Origin of the sequence: Phytohabitans rumicis (assembly GCF_011764445.1) — a bacterium.
In the GTDB taxonomy this organism is placed as follows: Bacteria; Actinomycetota; Actinomycetes; order Mycobacteriales; family Micromonosporaceae; genus Phytohabitans; species Phytohabitans rumicis.
Genome location: NZ_BLPG01000001.1, coordinates 9185762 through 9202409, shown reverse-complemented (window position 1 = coordinate 9202409; position 16648 = coordinate 9185762). Strand labels below are relative to the sequence as shown.

The 16648-nt window shown below is 73.0% G+C and carries 17 protein-coding genes; 5 read left to right on the top strand and 12 right to left on the bottom strand.

All coding sequences use genetic code 11. The features are described from left to right. Position 1: 1 nt before the first annotated feature. Genes Prum_RS41760 through Prum_RS41720 form a run of 9 tightly spaced genes read right to left on the bottom strand, consistent with a single transcriptional unit; the run spans position 2 to position 8424 of the window. A complete protein-coding gene (locus Prum_RS41760; protein ID WP_173082698.1) occupies positions 2-1969 on the bottom strand; it encodes a hypothetical protein in 1968 nt (655 codons plus the stop codon). A gap of 1 nt (position 1970) precedes the next feature. Further along, the gene (locus tag Prum_RS41755; protein ID WP_173082696.1) at positions 1971-3797 is read right to left on the bottom strand and encodes a hypothetical protein; all 1827 of its coding nucleotides are present in this window, start codon (positions 3795-3797) and stop codon (positions 1971-1973) included. A gap of 1 nt (position 3798) precedes the next feature. Then, entirely contained in the window at positions 3799-3939 is a 141-nt protein-coding gene (locus Prum_RS41750) for a hypothetical protein (protein ID WP_173082694.1), read from the bottom strand. 23 nt (positions 3940-3962) lie between these two features. Beyond that, a complete protein-coding gene (locus Prum_RS41745; protein WP_173082692.1) occupies positions 3963-4766 on the bottom strand; it encodes a T4 family baseplate hub assembly chaperone in 804 nt (267 codons plus the stop codon). Positions 4767-4768: 2 nt separating this feature from the next. Then, positions 4769-5239, bottom strand: a complete 471-nt coding sequence (locus Prum_RS41740; protein WP_173082691.1) for a phage tail protein — start codon at positions 5237-5239, stop codon at positions 4769-4771. Positions 5240-5242: 3 nt separating this feature from the next. After that, positions 5243-5623, bottom strand: coding sequence for a phage tail sheath C-terminal domain-containing protein (locus tag Prum_RS41735; protein ID WP_173082689.1), 381 nt, complete (start codon positions 5621-5623; stop codon positions 5243-5245). After that, the gene (locus Prum_RS41730; protein ID WP_173082687.1) at positions 5602-6258 is read right to left on the bottom strand and encodes a hypothetical protein; all 657 of its coding nucleotides are present in this window, start codon (positions 6256-6258) and stop codon (positions 5602-5604) included. Before Prum_RS41730 ends, Prum_RS41735 begins: the two co-directional genes overlap by 22 nt. Further along, the gene (locus Prum_RS41725) at positions 6240-7349 is read right to left on the bottom strand and encodes a hypothetical protein (RefSeq protein WP_173082685.1); all 1110 of its coding nucleotides are present in this window, start codon (positions 7347-7349) and stop codon (positions 6240-6242) included. Before Prum_RS41725 ends, Prum_RS41730 begins: the two co-directional genes overlap by 19 nt. A gap of 52 nt (positions 7350-7401) precedes the next feature. Next, positions 7402-8424 (bottom strand): hypothetical protein, encoded by a 1023-nt coding sequence (locus tag Prum_RS41720; protein ID WP_173082683.1) that lies wholly within the window; start codon positions 8422-8424, stop codon positions 7402-7404. A 150-nt stretch (positions 8425-8574) separates the two neighbouring features. Between Prum_RS41720 and Prum_RS41715 the strand changes: the two genes are divergently transcribed. After that, on the top strand, positions 8575-9300 hold the full coding sequence (locus Prum_RS41715) for an AfsR/SARP family transcriptional regulator (RefSeq protein ID WP_173082682.1): 726 nt from the start codon (positions 8575-8577) through the stop codon (positions 9298-9300). Positions 9301-9317: 17 nt separating this feature from the next. Here the strand turns inward: Prum_RS41715 and Prum_RS41710 are convergent, their stop codons facing one another. Continuing rightward, positions 9318-9932, bottom strand: coding sequence for an AfsR/SARP family transcriptional regulator (locus Prum_RS41710; RefSeq protein WP_173082680.1), 615 nt, complete (start codon positions 9930-9932; stop codon positions 9318-9320). A gap of 287 nt (positions 9933-10219) precedes the next feature. Here Prum_RS41710 and Prum_RS41705 point away from each other — a divergent pair, with 287 nt between their 5' ends. The 4 genes from Prum_RS41705 to Prum_RS41690 all read left to right on the top strand — a co-directional run bounded on the left by Prum_RS41705 (position 10220) and on the right by Prum_RS41690 (position 14969). Next, the gene (locus Prum_RS41705; RefSeq protein WP_173082678.1) at positions 10220-10912 is read left to right on the top strand and encodes a hypothetical protein; all 693 of its coding nucleotides are present in this window, start codon (positions 10220-10222) and stop codon (positions 10910-10912) included. 514 nt (positions 10913-11426) lie between these two features. Then, complete coding sequence (locus tag Prum_RS41700) at positions 11427-12023, top strand: helix-turn-helix domain-containing protein (RefSeq protein ID WP_218577616.1); 597 nt, start codon at positions 11427-11429, stop codon at positions 12021-12023. Next, positions 12023-14446, top strand: a complete 2424-nt coding sequence (locus Prum_RS41695; protein WP_246278457.1) for a VIT domain-containing protein — start codon at positions 12023-12025, stop codon at positions 14444-14446. The genes Prum_RS41700 and Prum_RS41695 overlap by 1 nt, the downstream gene beginning before the upstream one ends. A gap of 97 nt (positions 14447-14543) precedes the next feature. Then, positions 14544-14969: an ester cyclase gene (locus tag Prum_RS41690; RefSeq protein ID WP_173082674.1), complete on the top strand. Its 426-nt coding sequence runs from the start codon at positions 14544-14546 to the stop codon at positions 14967-14969. A gap of 120 nt (positions 14970-15089) precedes the next feature. Here the strand turns inward: Prum_RS41690 and Prum_RS41685 are convergent, their stop codons facing one another. After that, a complete protein-coding gene (locus Prum_RS41685) occupies positions 15090-15785 on the bottom strand; it encodes a phosphotransferase (RefSeq protein ID WP_371871340.1) in 696 nt (231 codons plus the stop codon). A gap of 146 nt (positions 15786-15931) precedes the next feature. Further along, entirely contained in the window at positions 15932-16600 is a 669-nt protein-coding gene (locus Prum_RS41680) for a PQ-loop domain-containing transporter (RefSeq protein ID WP_173082672.1), read from the bottom strand. Positions 16601-16648: the final 48 nt, after the last annotated feature.

Sequence of the window (16648 nt, the reverse complement as noted above, 5' to 3'; positions counted from 1 at the left end):
CTCACCGCCCTCCCGCGTCCGCGAGCTCGCGCAGCTTGCGCCGGCCGCTCGTGTACGCCTCGCGTACGGCGGCGGCGAAGTGGGCCGCGACCGCGTCGGCGAGCGACTCGTCCAGCTCCCGGCCGGGGGCGGCGCGCAGGGTGAGCCGGGGCACCAGCACGCGGCCGACCGCGGCCCGCCGCAACAGGATGTGCGGGGACGTGGGCGTGACCGGGACGGTCAGCTCGGTGCCCTCGGCCGCCTGCTCCCGCCAGTGCGCGGCGAGCCCCGCGACGTACCCGGCGAGCACCTCGCCGATCACGACGAAGCCGCCGTCGGCCAGCCAGGTCTCGAACCCGGCCGCCAGCGGGTCGGCCTGCCGGGCGGCGAGCGCCGCCCGTTCCCGGGCCACCTCCGACCCTTGGAAGCCTTCGGCCAGTTGGGCCGCCTGCGGGCCGATCCGGGCCAGCTGCCCGCCGGCGCGCAGGTCGGCGGCCCGGGCGGCGCCCCGGGCGAACTCGACGGCCAGCCCGTCCAGTCCGGTCGCGGTCGCGTCGAGGGCGCGGCCCAGCCCGGTCCGCACCGCGGTGCCGATCCGGCCGGCCTCGTCGCGCATCTGCTGGAACCGGCCCCCACCGAACGGCGTCTGGGACAGGTCCGGGAAGTCGGACCGGAAGCGCAGCGCCACGCCTTCGGGGAACGCCGGCAGCTTCGCGGTCGGACCGCCGGTGTCGAACAGCGCATGCACCAGGCGCCGCAACTGGGCGATCTTCGCGAACGGGTACCCGAAGTACGGCGGGATGACGTCGTCCGCCAGGTCCTCGGCCGCGTCGACCAGCTCCAGCAGGAAGTCGCGGAGGCTGGTGTTGATCCCCTCTCCGTCGCGGTCCAGCAGGTCACCGAGGGCGACCGGAGGGAAGATTTGGGCCCACCAACCGAGCAGCTCGCGCAGGTCGAAGCGCATGATCGCGTTCAGCACGGGGTCCAGCAGGACGATGAACTTCAGCACGCCGACCAGGTAGTCGGTCAGTTTGCCGACGAAGCCCCGGAGGCCCGTCCACAGGTCGGTGAGGAACGCGCGGGCCAGGCGCTGGGCGAAGAGCACGTTCGCGGCGACGACCTCGTGGCCGCCGAGGACCAGCCGCACGCCGCGGTCCGCCAGGCCCACCAGCGTGGTGAACGCCAGCTCGAACAGCGTGGCGCGCAGCTCGAGCACGTGCCGCTCGATCGCGGCGAACTCGTCCAGCAGCAGGATCCGCACCCGCAGCGCGACGCCCTCCAGCAGCACCCCGAGCAGGGCGGGCAGCGTACCCACGACGGTGGTCGCGCCGAGCAGGGCGAACGCCGCGGCGTCGAGCTGGTCCGCCAGCGGCCGAGCCGGCTGCTCCGTACCGGCCGGGACCACGTCGCCCGCCGCACCGGCGGCCGGCGCCGGGATGCCGAGCGTGTCGAGGGTGCGGCGGATCTCGCGGACCAGCCGCTGCACTTCACCGCCCTGCCGGCTCGCCTCGGCCAGCGCCCGGAACCCGAGCGCGGCGAGGCCGATCAGGTCCGAGGCGGTACGCGCGTCCGGGTCGAACATCGCCGGCCCCGGGGTGGCGAACCGGCGTACCGACGCCTCGATCTCGTCGAGCACCCGGATGGCGGCGGCGAGCAGGCGCGGGATCGCCGTCTCCTGGCTGTCCGGGCCGAACGGCGCGCCGGCCAGCCGGATACCGGTCAGGAACCCGAGCCCGCCCCTGGCCAGGTGCTCGGTGAACGAGGGCGGCGGTACTGCGAGCGTGAGCACCTCGCGCTGGCCGGGTTCCAGCCACAGCGTCACCGCGCCGTTGTAGAACCGCACGATGGGGAACCGCCGGGTCGCCAGCTCGACCGTCCGGCCGGCCGTGCGGCGCCGTTCCAGCGCCGGTGTGATGCCCCGCTGGGCGAGAACGGCGCCGCGCAGCTGCGTGGCGAAGGCGGCGGCGAGCGGGGCGAGGTCGATCGGCATCTCAGGCCCCGTCCGCGACGTACGACTGGCGCTGCAGCCGCTCGGTCAGCAGCGCCTCGAACCGGCGGACCACGCCGACCGGCGCGCCGGGCATCCGCAGCCGGAGGGTCTTCACGACCGGGCGCAGCCGGTTGTTGTCCGGCAGGTCCAGCACCGGCAGCCGATCCGGGACAACGTCGCCCGCGACACCGGCGGCCGGCGCCGGGAGCCCGTACACCAGCTCGTCGGCGGCGGCGAGCACCGCGGCCAGTTGCGGTGCGGCGGTCACCCGCAACTCGGGCGGCAGGACGCGGCCGACGACCGCACTGAGCGCCGTGCGGAACCCGGCCAGCCGCTCGCGGTTACGGGCGAGCGCGTCGGCGGGCGGCCCGAACCGCTCGGCCAGCGCCCGCCGCTCGGCGGCGAAGATGCTCGGCAGCCGACCGGCGCGGGCCGCCGCGGCCCGCGCGTCGGCGCTCAGCTCGACCGGGGCGATGGTGAGTCCGGCGGCGGCACGCTCGATGGCGGCCAGGTCCAGCGCCGGCACCGCCGCGCCCCCGAGGTCACGGCTGAGCTTGGCGGTGTCGGGCAGGGTGGGCAGGTCCGGGAACGGCGGGATCGGTGGCAGCTTGGGGAGCACGGCCAGCAGCGGGGCCAGCGGGTTCGGCCCGGGCGGCGGCTTCGGCTTCGGATTCCTCTTCTCCTCCTCCTTCTTTGCCACCTCCGCCGCCTCGAGCACGGCGGAGACGACGTCGAGCTGGTTCTTGAAGGCGGTGATCACGCGGCCGGTGGGGTTGGTGGTGAACAGGTCCAGGAGCTTCGCGCCGAGCTTGGCGACCCAGTCGCCGAGGCTGGCGACCAGCGCCGTCCCGGCCCCGCTGAACGCCTCGACGAGCACGTCGAACTGGGCCAGCAGCGCATCGCGGATCTGCCGCACCTGCCGTCCGGCCACCGCCATCGCCCCGACCAGCACGGCGGCGATCGACAGCCGGCCCGAGCGCAGCTCGTCGACGCGCTCGCCCAGTCCGCCGAGCACGATCCGCAGCGCGGCGGTGGTCCCCCCGGCCAGGTCGCCGAGCCGGACCAGGGTCAACGCCATCGGCTCCAGGATCGGCGTCAGCCGGGTGACCATTGTGGACACCGCGCCGAGGCCCTGCGCCAGCAGCGCGGCCAGCCGGTCGGCGAGGTCGAGCACCCGGCGCAGCAGCGGATTGCGCACGGCCGACCGGGCTCCGGTGAACTGGCCGAGCAGCGACACGGTCGCGTTCATCAGCCGGGCCAGCGCACCGAACAGGTCGAAGACGGAGCGCACGTCCCGGCGGTCGCCGAGGGCGGACATCAGCGAGAACCCCACCCCCGCCGCGGCCAGGCCGCCGCCGAACAGGATCGCGGTGCCGCCAGGCGCGACGGCCAGCCCGAAAATCAGCAGGCCGGGGATGGCGACCAGAACCAGCGCCTTCCACAGCACGCCCAGGCCGAACCCGCCGGCCTTGAGCAGCAGCGCGGCGCCGATGATCGCCCCGACCGGGCTCAGCAGCAGGCTGGCCAGGGTGCCGGCGAAGCCGAGCAGCGGTTCGGTGAGGTTCGGCCCGCCCGGGCTCTGCGCCACCGACCCCTGCACGGCCAGGAAACGCGCGTCCAGCTCGGCGAGGTTGGTGATGTGCGCCCGCAGGCTCAGCCCCTGGAACGGCAGCCGCGAGCCGAACCAGTGCACGAGGAACGCGCCGCGGGCACGCTCCACAATGGTCGATTCGAAGGCGACGATGTCGAGCCACGGCGTGAGCGCCCCGCCGGCCGCGCGCAGCGCGCCCAGCGACGACTTCAACAGCAGCGCCAGTGGCATCGACACGTCACCTCCTTCCGCCCTCGATCTGTGCGTTCTCCCGCTCGATCTGCTCGACGAGCAGTCGCAGGTACTGCTGCCGCTCGGCGGTGTCCAGGTCCATCAGTTCGGTCCACGACCAGTGCAGGTGGTAGCCGAGGAAGAACACCTCGCGGCGAAGTTGGTCGGCGTCTACTCCGGCGCTAAAAAATGCGTCATGTCCAGGCTGGCCCGGAAATGGTGGTCGCAGGCCGGACAGTCCAGCTCGCGGATCAGGTCGATGCCGGGCGCGGCGTCGTTGAACGCCCGGTCGATCAGCCGCCGGTCGGTCAGCGTCAGGTCCGCCAGGATCTTGGTGCCCAGCGCGTCGAGGCGGTGCGGCGGCACGTCGCCGAGCGAGCGCAGGCACCGCGACAGCAACGCGTTCTTGCCCAGCGAGGCGTTCTTGCGCATCTGCGGCGCGGCGGCCGACTCGTCGTCCCCGCGCGCCATCCGCAGCCGCATCGCGGTGTGCACGGTGCCGTCCCGGTCCAGGTACCCGTCCCGCAGGTCGACGATGATCTCTTCCGGCGACGCGCCCTCGGGCAGCGACCGGGTCGGCAGCGCGTCCAGGTCCTCGATCTGCTCGAAGTGCTCGCCGCAGGACGGGCAGTGGTACCCGGCCCGCAGCTCCGGCCCGAACGTGAACGCGCGCAGCTTGATCAGCAGGAAGTTGCGGTCGACCGAGTACATCGTCTCGACGTCGTAGTGGCGCACGTTGTCCAGTTCGCCGAGCCGGGTCACGCAGCTTTGCAGCAGCGCGGTCACCAGCTTGCCGCCGTTGCGCTGGTTGCCGGGGTCGGCGAGCAGCGCCTCATCGCGGCCGGTCATCTTGCGCAGCACGACCTCGCGGTGCACCCGGCCCTCCTGGTCGGTGTACCCCACCGGCAGCGTGACCTCGATCTCGCGGGACACGGGAACGCGCGCGCCGGACGGTGCGTCAGCGGTGACGGTCATGGTCAGTCCACCCTCTCGAGGCCCTCGTGCTCCAGCACGATCGTCTGGACGAACAGGTTGGTCGACCCCGCCTCGAGGTCGCTGAACTTGGATGACTTGACCCAGGCCCCGTAGAAGGCGAACCGCACGACGCTGACGCCGAGGTGGCGCTTCTCGACCATCCCGTTCTTGCGGACGGTCGAGCCGCCCTGCACCGGCGCGTTGAGCCGGAACGTCTGCCGGAACCAGTCCCGAAACCGCTTGTCCTGCGCGCTGCCGTCCACGTACCGCTCGATGGTCAGCGGCTCGAAGCGCACCTTCGCCGCGGACAGCTTGAAGACGTGCTCGCTGCCGCCGTCCGGCTGCTCGATGGTGTCCAGCTCGCCCTCGCTGAGCCCGGACACCTTGCTGACCCCCGGGCTCTGCGTCCCGTCGATCACCAGGACGAACTCGTTGGCCCGCAGGCTCTCGTAGAAGTCGCCTACCTTCGGCATTTCTCACGCCTCCCTGGCCGTGCCGCCGCTCGGCTGCTGGCCCACGATGATCACGATGGTTTCGGCCGGTCGCGAGGGGTAGAAGTAGACCTCGACGGTGAGCCGGCCCTGCTCGATCTGGTCCGGCGGGTTGTTCGTCGCGTCGACGATCACCGTGAACGTCTCCTCGGGCGAACCGGTGCCGAACGCTCCCTGCCGCCAGAGCCCGGTCAGGAACGGGTTGACGGTGCCGAATTTGATGGCACTCCACAGCGAGTCCCGGTTGGGCTCCTGGCGCACCCAGCGCAGCCCTTCCCGCAGGCTGCTCTTGACGAAGTTGAACAGCAGCCGGACGTTGACGTACCGCCACCGCGGGTCGGTGCTCAGCGTGCGGGAGGCGTCCACGATGACGCCCGCGCGAGGCACCGCCCGGACGCCGTTGACGCTGCCGTTGACCACCAGGTCGGTGTGATCCGCGTCGGAGAGCCGGTGCTCGACGTCGAGCACGCCGAGCAGGTTGGCCTCGTCGCCAGCGGGCGCCTTCCAGATCCCCGGGTGGTCTCGATGCGCGCGTACACGCCCATCACGTGGCCCACCGGCGGGATGGCGATGCGGGGATCGCCGCCCAGGCCGATCGGGTCCGGCACGATGATCCAGGGGCCGTACAGCGCGCCGTACACGTTCTTGCCCTGCAACGTCTGGCCGTACGCGACGGCCTGCCCGCCCGCGACGAAGTTCTGCGGCACCGCGGCGACCAGCATCGCGTCGCCGCGCCCGGCGCAGTAGGCGAGCCCGGCGTTGGCCACCGAGCTGTCCGTCCGCTCGGTACAGATCAGCTGCACGTCGTACGAGTCGAAGGCGAAAAAGCCGGTGCGGGCCGACTCGTCGCCGATGAAGTGGCTGGCCAGCGGGGTGCCCTCGGCACCGCCCAGCAGGGGCAGGAATCCGGTGGTGGCGGCCGGCCGGTCCGCGCCCGGGTTCGGGGTGCCGACGTCGTTCAGCCGGACGTACCGCGACCCGGTCAGCTGGTGGTTGAGCACCCGGGGGCGTAGTTGGCCAGGTCGGACTCCATCGTCAGGCCCGTGTGGGTCTCCACGACGTGCTCGTCGTCCCCGGCGCCGCTGGCCACGATCAGGTCGAACTCGGCGGTGCTGACGGTGACCGCGCGCAGGTCGGTGAAGGCGCCCGGATCGGGGACGTTCGGCGTCCAGGTCACCGCGCCGGTGGCCGGGTTGACCGACAACACCTTGACGCGGGCGGTGGTGGTGCCGTCCGTGATGATGACGGCGTCGCCGGCGGTGAATCCCGCGGACCGGGCCAGCTCGGTGCCGCCGGCGCTGAGCGCGACCGGCGTGCCGCGGGTCGGGTTGCCCATGACGGTGAACCCGAGCGTGGCGTTGGCGGCGGTCACCTGCAGGGCGCTCCAGTCGCCGGACAGCCGGGCCACCTCGCCGGTCGAGGTCAGCACCAGTTGGGCGTTGCCGGCGCCGCCGAGCGTGGCCACGAGCAGCGTGGTCCGGCGGTTGATCGCGTTGCGGACCTCGTCCCGGGTGGCCGCGGCCGGGTTGGCGAAATCGCTGGCGGCGAACGTGATGACCGTCGGGCTGGCCGCGCCGTCCACCCGTACCGAGAGCGCGGGCAGTGCGGACATGTTCACGGTGGCCGCGAGCGCGGTACCGGAGGTGGTGGCCGGCGCCGACTCGCGCAGCCGGGTCTGGGCGGAGAAGCTGTGCCGTATCCGCAGGTAGACGTCCCGGCCCCACAGGCCGGGGTCGGCCTGCCCGCGGAAACCAGCCTCGACGGCGAGGGTGGCGGCGTTCCCCGCGTCGTTGAGGGTGCGGGCGGCGGGTGCCGCGCCGGTACCGCCGGTCGTGTCGACCACCCGGTTGACGTACGCGGTCTGGCCGCCGTTGTCGAAGAAGCCCTTCACCAGGTACGCGCCGAGCCCTCCGCTGAAGTGCCCGCCGAACCGCTCGACGAACTGGGTGAAGCTGGTCACCCGGGCCGGTTGGTTCGGTACGCCGCGGCGGGTCAGGACGTTGAACGCGCCGACCGACGTTGCCGCGGCGGTGATGGACGGCGCACCGGCGCCGTCGACCTCGACGACGTTGACGCCGATGTTGAATGCCATTGCGGATCTCCTTAGCTTCCGTGCTGCCGGGTTCGGGCCCGCGCGAGCGGGGTCACGCTGCCTCCTGGTCCACGAAGACCTCCACCTCGCGGACGTCCCGCACCGGCTGGCCGGCGGCCGACGGCGACCGCGCCTCCACCCGGTAGTGCAGGACCGGGTCCGGGCCGGAGCCGGTGGCGAGGCGTTGCCGCCGGCTGATCCAGACCAGATCAACCGGCAGCCGATCGCTGTGGAAGGTGAGCTCGTCGGCGGGGGCGAGCCGGTCTACTACCGCCTCGATCAGGGCGGCCTGGCCGGCCCGGCTGTCGGCGACGGCCGACACGGCGTAGTCGATGTCGTACGGCGCACCCGGCGGCACCATCCGCGCCCCCTCGGTGGTGAAGTCCTGCAGCCGCCGGGTGTCGCGGACGCGGGCCGGTGCGAAGCGCAGGTCGATGTGGACGATGTCGATGGCCGGCGCGTCCGGCAACGGATCCCCGGCCGCCCGGACGGCGACCGGGACCGCCTGCCCGGCTAGGGAGATGCCGGACAGGCGGTCGACCACGGCCCGGTCGGTGTCGGCGAGCATCTGTGGCCGCACCGCGACCAGGTCGTCGAGGTACACGGTGAACGGCCGCCCGGTCGCGACGCACCGCAGCTGGATCGCGTTCACCGCGGTGGCGACGCCGGGATCGAGGTCGTGGGTGCTGAGCCGGACGCTCTCCCAGACCAGTGCCGTACCCACCGGCAGCAGCCGGTGCCAATGGTTGTCCGGGTCGCCCAGTGGCACCGCCGCCGATCCCAGGCGCAACTCCAGGAAGAACGGCGCCCCGCCGTGGCCGGCGGCACGGTCGGCCCGGATGGACAGCCGCAGTTCGGTGTGGCCGGAGATGTCCACGGCCGGTATGGAACGCCGCAGCGCGTGGCCGCCGGCGCCCGCGGTGGCCGTCACACGGACGGCGACCCCGTCTGGTCCCTCGCCGACCACGACCGTCTCATCGTGGATGGCGATGTCAGTGGAGGGGGTCACGCCGTCGGCGCGCACCGCCGTCCACTGCGCCGCCGCCGCGAGGGCGTCGATTGGGAGAGCAGTCATCGGCGGTGCGCTGCCGGCACGGTCGTTCGCATGCGGAGCACACTCCGGCACCGCCGTCACCCGGCCGTCACGACCCGGACGGCCCGCCGTGACGGCACGGTGACGGTCCCCTGCCAGGCTGCGTTTCGCTTGTCCGGTTGGGGGGATCAGTTGACCAGCGTTGCGGTGCCGTCCGCGGAACTTCGGCTGCGCCTGCTTGGAAGATGGGCGCTGTACGGCGCCGACGGCGGCCTGTTGTGCCCGTCCGGCAAGCGACTCTTGACGTTCCTGGCCCTGCGCGGCGCCTGTAGTCGACGCGTGCTGACCGCCACCATCTGGCCGGACGCCTCGGACGACAAGGCGCTGGCGAGCCTGCGCACCGCCCTATGGCGCATCCGCCGGGTCCACCCCGCGCTCGTGGTCGGCGGCGACGCCCTCGCGCTCGGCGACGGCGTACAGGTGGATGTGCCCGCACTGCTGGCCCTGGTACAGGCGCTGGCCGCCCGCGAGGGCGCGCGGTCCACCCTGACCGCCGTACCCGAGCAGCTCCTCAGTGGAGACCTCGTGCCCGGCTGGCGGGACGAGTGGCTGCTCGTCGAGCGGGAACGGATTCGCCAGCTACGGCTGCACGCGCTGGAGACGCTGGCTCGTACGTTCGCCGCCGACGGGCGGTACACCTTGGGGCTGGCGGCCGGGCTCGCGGCCGTACGCGCGGAACCGCTGCGCGAAAGCGCCCAGCGGGCGGTGATCGACCTCTACCTGCGCGCCGGTGATCGGGGCCGGGCCCGGCGCCACCTGGAGGCGTACCAACACCTGCTGTATCAGCGGCTCGGCGTCGCGCCCTCGCCGCGTACGCTCCGGCTGCTGCGTGACGACCAACCGGCCGGCCGGCCCTAGGGCCGGCCGGCCTTGAGTCACAGCAGTTTGGTCGCCAACCCGGACGGGATGCGGTCGGACAACAGGGTGCGCGTGGGCTCGGACGGGCGTACCCCCAACTCGACATCGAGGAGCCGGGAAAGCAACACGTACTGCCGCAGCGCCTCGCCGATGTTGTCCTCGGCGAGGTGCACCTCCATGACCGTCCGATGTGCACTTTCCCGCAGCGGTTCGAGACGCACGACGTCCAATGCGATGCTCAGCGCCTCGGCCCACCGCCCAGCCGCCAGATGCCGCGCGGCCTGCGTCTCCCGCGCCCGCAGGCTCGTCTGCCGCAGCCGTTCGCGCTCGTAGAGCACCCAGTCGTCGTACCAGCCCGGCAGCAGGTCGCCGACGTAGGGCGTGCCGGCCGCGGCACGCTCCACGTCATGGATGTCCACCCGCAGCTGCGCCGCGAGCGCGATCCCTTCCCCTTCGGCACGCAGCAGCCTCGGCACCGTGCGGCGCAGCCGCCACATGGCGGTGCGCAGCCGTGCCAGGGCGCGCTCCGCGTCCACGTCCGGCCACAGCGCGGCGGCCACCGCGGAACGGAAGCTCCGGCCCTCGATACCGAGGAACGCGACCAGGCGCTGGGCGTTCATCCGCAACGGCACGAGGACCCCGTCGACCCTCAGCGCGAAGCCCCAAGGAGCGTCAAGGTGGCCGGCGCGTCGAACGTAGACGGTGATCCAATCGTTGATGTGCTCATCGGTCCCCCTCCCAACGCCCCCAATGGAATCCACGATCGAGGGAACCGGACAAGGACTAGTCGGTTCTGCGACATGATGTATCAGGCGCCGGCGGATCACCGGAATCGGGTCCGCCGAACGGATCCTTACCCGGCTGGCTCGTGGAACCATCCGCCGGGTGCACGCCTCGTTATCGGTGGAGGTGATGGACGATGTCGATCAGGATCCGCCGCGGCCTCGCGGTCAGCGTCGCAGTTGTCCTGGCACTGGTCTTCGCTCCCGCACCGGCGCGGGCGGGCGGCTGGGCGGTTACGGTGCTCGACCCGCTGCCCGAACGGGTCGAGGCGGGCAACACCTACACGGTGGGGATGTGGCTGCTGCAGCACGGCTTCCACCCGTACGAAGGCGAGGATCTCGGCGCGGTCGAGCTCCACCTGGTCTCCGCCGCCGGCGAGACCACGGTATTTCCGGCCGTCGCGCTGAAGGAGCCCGCCCACTTCGCCGCCGTGATCGTCGTCCCGCACGAGGGCAACTACGCTGTCGTGGCCAACCAGGGATGGTTCCCCGACTACCGGATCGGCACGCTCACCGCGTCCGGACACCTCGACGTGCTCCCCGTCCCGGTCCAACTCACCAAGGAACACCTCGCCAAGTACTGGCCTGGCGCCGCCCACCCGCCGATCCTTCCGGCCGATGCGAGCCGAGACGCCGTCAACGAACAGGCCGCCCTACCGCCACCAGCCGCCGACACCACGGCACCGGTCCAGCCGGCATCACCGGGTACGCCGCGGCTGGCGATCCTGGCCGCGGTCGCCGGGCTGTTGGCCCTCGGTGCCGCCCTGTTCAGCCGCCGTCGCCTGGTAGCCCGTCGCCGCCCAACCGAGAGTCCGGCCGCCGCTCCGTGAGTGGGGCGCCCCTTCGCAGGCTGGCGCCGATCGCTCGACTTGGTGGGGTACAACGGGATCTTGGGCCCGGTTAAGTCGGATACATCCGGCGCCCCACTCGCGGCGAGGCACCCCACGCGGGCGCCCTACTGGGCTTGGCACGACTCGACGGCGATGCGGACCGACTCGCGTCATGACCGTGGCGAAGAGTTGCCCCTGGAGGGGCAATTTCTCGCCACGATCGCCAGATCGTGATCCCGCCCCACCACGACCGCGGGCACCTAGCCTCGTCCCGGCGCTCCCGCACCCGGGCCCAGGCCCACGGCGTCGACGCGTCGATCAAGGACTTCCGCGTCGATCAAGGGCAAACGGTCGTGGATCGGAGATCAAAGCACGGCCATATGCCCTTGATCGACGCGTAAGCCCTTGATCGACGTACAAGCCCTTGATCGGCGCGCATGTCCTTGTTGGGCGCGGAGGAGGGGCGGAGCCACTCGATGTTGACAGTGTTATTTGACAGTGTCAGTATGGGTGGATGGTGAGTGAGGGGTGGACGATCGACGAGTTGGCGTCACGGGTGGCGGCCGCGCTCGGCGACGGCTACCCCGGTGCGCCCAACGGGCGGGTGCGCGACGTGCCCGACGCGCGCGCGATCCGGTGGTACGCGACGATCGGGCTGGTCGACCGGCCCGCCGCCATGCGCGGCCGCACGGCCCTCTACGGGGCGCGCCACCTGCTGCAACTCGTCGCCGTCAAGCGGCGCCAGGCGAGCGGGCGGAGCATCGCCGAGATCCAGGCCGAGTTGGCCGGGGCGAGCCTGGACGCGCTGCGGACCATCGCGGCGGTGCCCGACGCCTTGCTGGCCGAGACCGAGGCCACTGAAACGCAGGCCACCGAAACGCAGGACACCCAAGAGCCGGCCCGCTCGGCCCGCTTCTGGACCGAGCGCCCCGCGCCGCCACCGCCGGCCACCGCCGCCGCGGCGGGCCTGCTCACCGGCGTACCACTGGATGGTGGCGCGATGCTGTTGCTGCCGGCGGCGCCCGACCCCGACGACCTGAACGCGATCGCGGCGGCCGCCCGGCCGCTGCTCGACCTGTTGTCCGCACGTGGCCTCTTGAGGAGCGCATGATGACCGTTGTCACCCCGATGACCGAGGCCGAGCTGACCCGCGAGCGTGACCGGGCGGGCGAGTCCGGGCTCGGCGCCCTGCGCACCGAGCGCGGCAACCTGCCGCTCGACCGCCTCGATGTGCGTGCCGACATCACCGGCCTGGTCGGCCGGATCGAGCTGACCCAGGACTTCCTGAACGTGCACGACCAGGCGCTTGAGGCGACCTATGTCTTCCCGCTGCCCGACCGTGCGGCCGTCACCGGGATGCGGATGGTCGCGGCCGACCGGGTGGTCGAGGCGAAGCTGGCCGAGCGCGGCGCCGCGCGGCAGGAGTACGAGCAGGCGATCGCGGCCGGCAAGCGGGCCTCGATCGCGGAGGAGGAACGGCCGGACGTCTTCACGATGCGGGTCGGCAACATCCTGCCGGGCGAGCGGGTCAGCGTCACGCTCACGCTCGCCGGCCCACTGTCCATGGAGGACGGTGAGGCGACGTTCCGGTTCCCCCTCGTGGTCGCGCCGCGGTACATCCCGGGCGCGCCGCTGCCCGGGCCGAGCGTGGGCGACGGGCACGGCGTCGACACGGACGCCGTGCCGGACGCGTCGCGGATCACGCCGCCGGTGCTGCTGCCCGGCTTCCCGAACCCGCTGCGCCTGTCCATCGACGTCGGCGTCGACCCGGGCGGCCTGCCGCTGGGTGCGGTCCGGTCCAGCCTGCACACGGTCGCCGAGGACGGTGGGCGGTTCCGGGTGCTGCCGGGCGAGCGGGCCGACCGGGATTTCGTGCTGCGCCTGGCGTACGGCGCGCCGCAGGAGGCGGCGGCGCTGGTCACGGTCGCCGACCCCAAGGGCGACGAGGGCACGTTCCAGCTGACCGTGCTGCCGCCGGCCGGTGCCGGGCAGCCGCGCCCGCGCGACGTGGTCCTGCTGCTTGACCGCTCAGGCAGCATGGGTGGCTGGAAGATGGTCGCCGCCCGGCGGGCCGCCGCGCGCATCGTCGACACGCTCGGCGACGCCGACCGGTTCGCGGTCCTGGCATTCGACCACACGGTGGAGACGCCCGACGCGCTGCCGTCCGGGCTCGTCGCCGCCACCGACCGGCACCGGTTCCGGGCCGTCGAGCACCTGGCCCGGATGGAGGCCCGCGGCGGTACGGAGTTGTTGCCGCCGCTGAAGATGGGCGTCGCCCTGTTGGCGGCCGGCGAGGGCGAGCGTGACCGGGTGCTGGTGCTGGTGACGGATGGCCAGGTCGGCAACGAGGACCAGATCCTGCGCGAGGCCGGCGGTGCGCTGGCCGGCGTGCGGATCCACACGGTCGGGGTGGACCGGGCGGTCAACGCCGGCTTCCTGGGCCGGCTCGCGTCGGCCGGCGGCGGCCGCTGCGAGCTGGTGGAGAGCGAAAACCGGCTGGACGAGGCGATGGACAGCATCCACCGCCGGATCGGCGCCCCGCTCGTGACCGGCGTCTCGCTCGTCGCAAATGGACTGTCGCTCATGGACGGTTCGCAAACGCCGGCCCGCCTGCCGGACCTGTTCCCCGGCGTGCCGTACGTGGTTTCCGGGCGCTACCGCGGCGCCCCGTCGGGTGCGCTCACGCTGCGCGGCTCCACTCGGGACGATCACGAGTGGACGGTCAGCGCCACCGCCGAGCCCAGCGACAACGCCGCACTCACCGCGATCTGGGCCCGAGCGCACCTGCGCGACCAGGAGGACCGGTACGTGTCGGCGCACGGCGACCCGGCCGCGCTGGAACAGCGGATCGTGGACACGTCGCTGCGCTTCAGCGTGCTGTGCCGGTTCACCGCATACCTCGCCGTGGACAGCCGCGTCGTCGCCGAGGGCGGGCCCGGCCACCGCATCGTCCAGCCGGTCGAGCCGGCCTCGGGGTGGGAGATGCTCGGTGCGGGCCCAGGCGCCGCGCCCGGTGCCGCCCAGCCGAGGTCGATGGCGATCGGCTACGCCCCGCAGGCCGGTACGCGCGGCGTCAAGATGTCCAAGCGGCGCGGCCGGGGTGGTCCCCCGCTGCCGCCGCCCGCCGCGTCCCCGGCGGCCGCGGCCGGGCCGGAGAGCGCGGCCGGATCCGGGTTCGCCGACGTCCTGTCGGTGAAGCTCGCGGGCGTCGTCCGGCCAGCCGCCGCACCCGCCATGCCCGCCCCGCCGGTGGTCGAGCCGGCCGCCCTCGCCCAGCAGGAGGCGCAGCGGCTGCGAGGGCTCACCGACCGGCCGCCGTACGAGCGGCGCGAGGCCCTCGAAGACCTCGGCAGCCGGCTGGCCGCCCTCGCCGGCGACGGCCCGCTGCGGGAGCTCGCCGAGGCGTTGCGCCCCGACGCGATCCGCCAGCGCCCGTTCGAGGAGCTGTGGGCGTACACCTTGGAGGTCCTGGACGCGGTGGCCGGTGGCGGCGCGGCGCCGGACCGGCGCGGCTCGTTCTGGCGCCGCCCGTGAGCTGTGCCGTTCTCCGGCGGTGGGCCCTGACCTCGGCCGATACTGGCCGAGGGGGGCGTCGCTCCAGCGGCGACGCCGGGCACAGGAGGGCGACACCATGAACGTCAACGAACTCAGGAAGCTCAACACCCACTTCTTCGACGAGGTCTTCCGCCGCCGCAACGTCGACGCGATCGACGAACTGCTCAGCGACGACTTTGTGGAGCACACGCCCGCGCCCGGCCAGGACACCGGGAAGCAGGGCGCCAAGGAGTTCATCGGGCAGGCGCTGGCGGCCTTCCCGGACATGGACGTGGAGATCGAGCACGAGATCGCCGAGGGCGACACGGTCGCCACCGTGGTGCGGTTCACCGGTACGCACCAGGGCGAGTTCGCCGGCGTGCCGGCCACGGGGCGCAAGGTGAGCGTCTACTTCATCGACGTGACCCGCTACCGCGACGGCCTGTGCACCGAGCACTGGGGTCTGCCGGACATCGGGAACCTCATGGTCCAGCTGGGCGCGGCCCCGGGCGGCCCCCGCTAGACCCCCGCCCCGGCCGCGGGCGCCGGGCGGCGCGGCGCCCGCGGGCGGCGGCGCATCGCGTGCCCGGCGGCGCGGCGCCCGCGCGCCTCGGCCGCGGGGCCGCACGCGGCGGCCGAGGGGTCAGGCGGCGGCCAGGCGGGCCAGGGTGCGCGTGCCCATCCGGCTCATCGGTGGGTTGCTCTCGTGGTAGTACCAGACCGCGCCCATCGACTGCTGGAACGCCCACGCCTTGCCGCGCTCCCACTCCAGGTCGTCGCAGCCGAGATCGGCGCGGAGCGCCCGCCGCGGTCTGTCCTCCAGCAGATGCCAGGCGCCCACGAGGTCCAGCGCCGGGTCCGCCGCGCGCAGGCCACCGACGTCGAGTACGCCGGCCAGCCGTCCCCGGGATACCAGCACGTTGCCGGGGATGAGGTCGCCGTGGGTCATCAGGTCCGGGACCGGGCCGCGCGGCAGGTCCCGCAGGACCGTCCACATGCGACGTAGCAGCGGTACGTCGAGGAACCGCTCGCTGCGCTCGAAGCAGGTCTCCATCCAGGTGTCGTGGGCACGCAGGTCTCCCCCGCGCCCGCCGCCACGGAAGGTCCGGCCGCGCGTGTCGATCCCGCGTACCCCGCCGATGAACTCGGCCAGGTCGTGCGCGAACGCCTCCGACTCCCCGGGTCGTCGTCGGTGGCCACGACGCCGGGCAGCCAGGTCTGCACCGACCACGGCAGCGGGTAGCCCGCCCCGGGGGCACCCAACGCGACCGGTTCGGGGGTGGGGAACCGGGTGCGTCCGGACAGTTCGCGGGCCGCGTCCGCCTCGGTCGACAGCCACCGCCGCGTCGACTCGACGTCCGCGGGTTCCAGCGGGAACCGGGCCGCGAGCCGGTCACCGACGCGGAAGATGGCGTTGACCGTCCCCGGCGAGTCGACGCTCTTGATCGGCAGGTCCCGCCACTGGGGAACTGGTCGTCGACCAGTTCACGCACCGTCCGCGGGGACACGGTCAGCTGGTTGGCATGCATCCGCACGCCGGCGAGCCTCGCGTGTCCCGATCATCGACCGCAACCGACTTTCCCGGGTACGCCAGATGCGGGTCAGCATGAGGACGGCCGCGGTGACCCCGGTGACGCCGAGGACGATCAGCCGCGGGTCGGACCGGTAGAACCCGTAGGTCAGCCAGCAGGACAGCTCGCCGAGGATGAGGAGCCAGGTGCCGTACGCGAGCCCGGTGGGGTGCGTGGTGCGGTAGGCGGTCCACAGCGACGGCGTGACCTGCACGATGGACGCCGCGGTGAGCAGGGCGCCGAGCCCGGCCCGGCCGAACGCGGCGTACGCCCCGACGAGCAGCACCGCCCAGCCGCAGATCACCGCCGCGGCCGGCCAGGTGGCGCTGCCCCGCCGGGCGAGCGTCACCGCGATCGCGCCGGCGAGCAGGGCGGCGGCGGACGACGGCAGCATCGCCGCCCAGTAGCCGGAAAGGACGAAGTAGCCGAGCCACGCCGCGTTGTTGACGCTGGTGAGCGTCGCCCACGACCAGGAGACGCCGGCGGTGTCGCCGGTGCTCCGCAGCTTGATGATCTGTGGCAGGTACTGGGGGATCCCGAACGCCGCGGCGACGATCGGCAGGTACGCGAGCAACTGCTCCATATCGGGCGAGAATAGGCGAGTTTGCCCGCACGAATATGGCGATTTTGT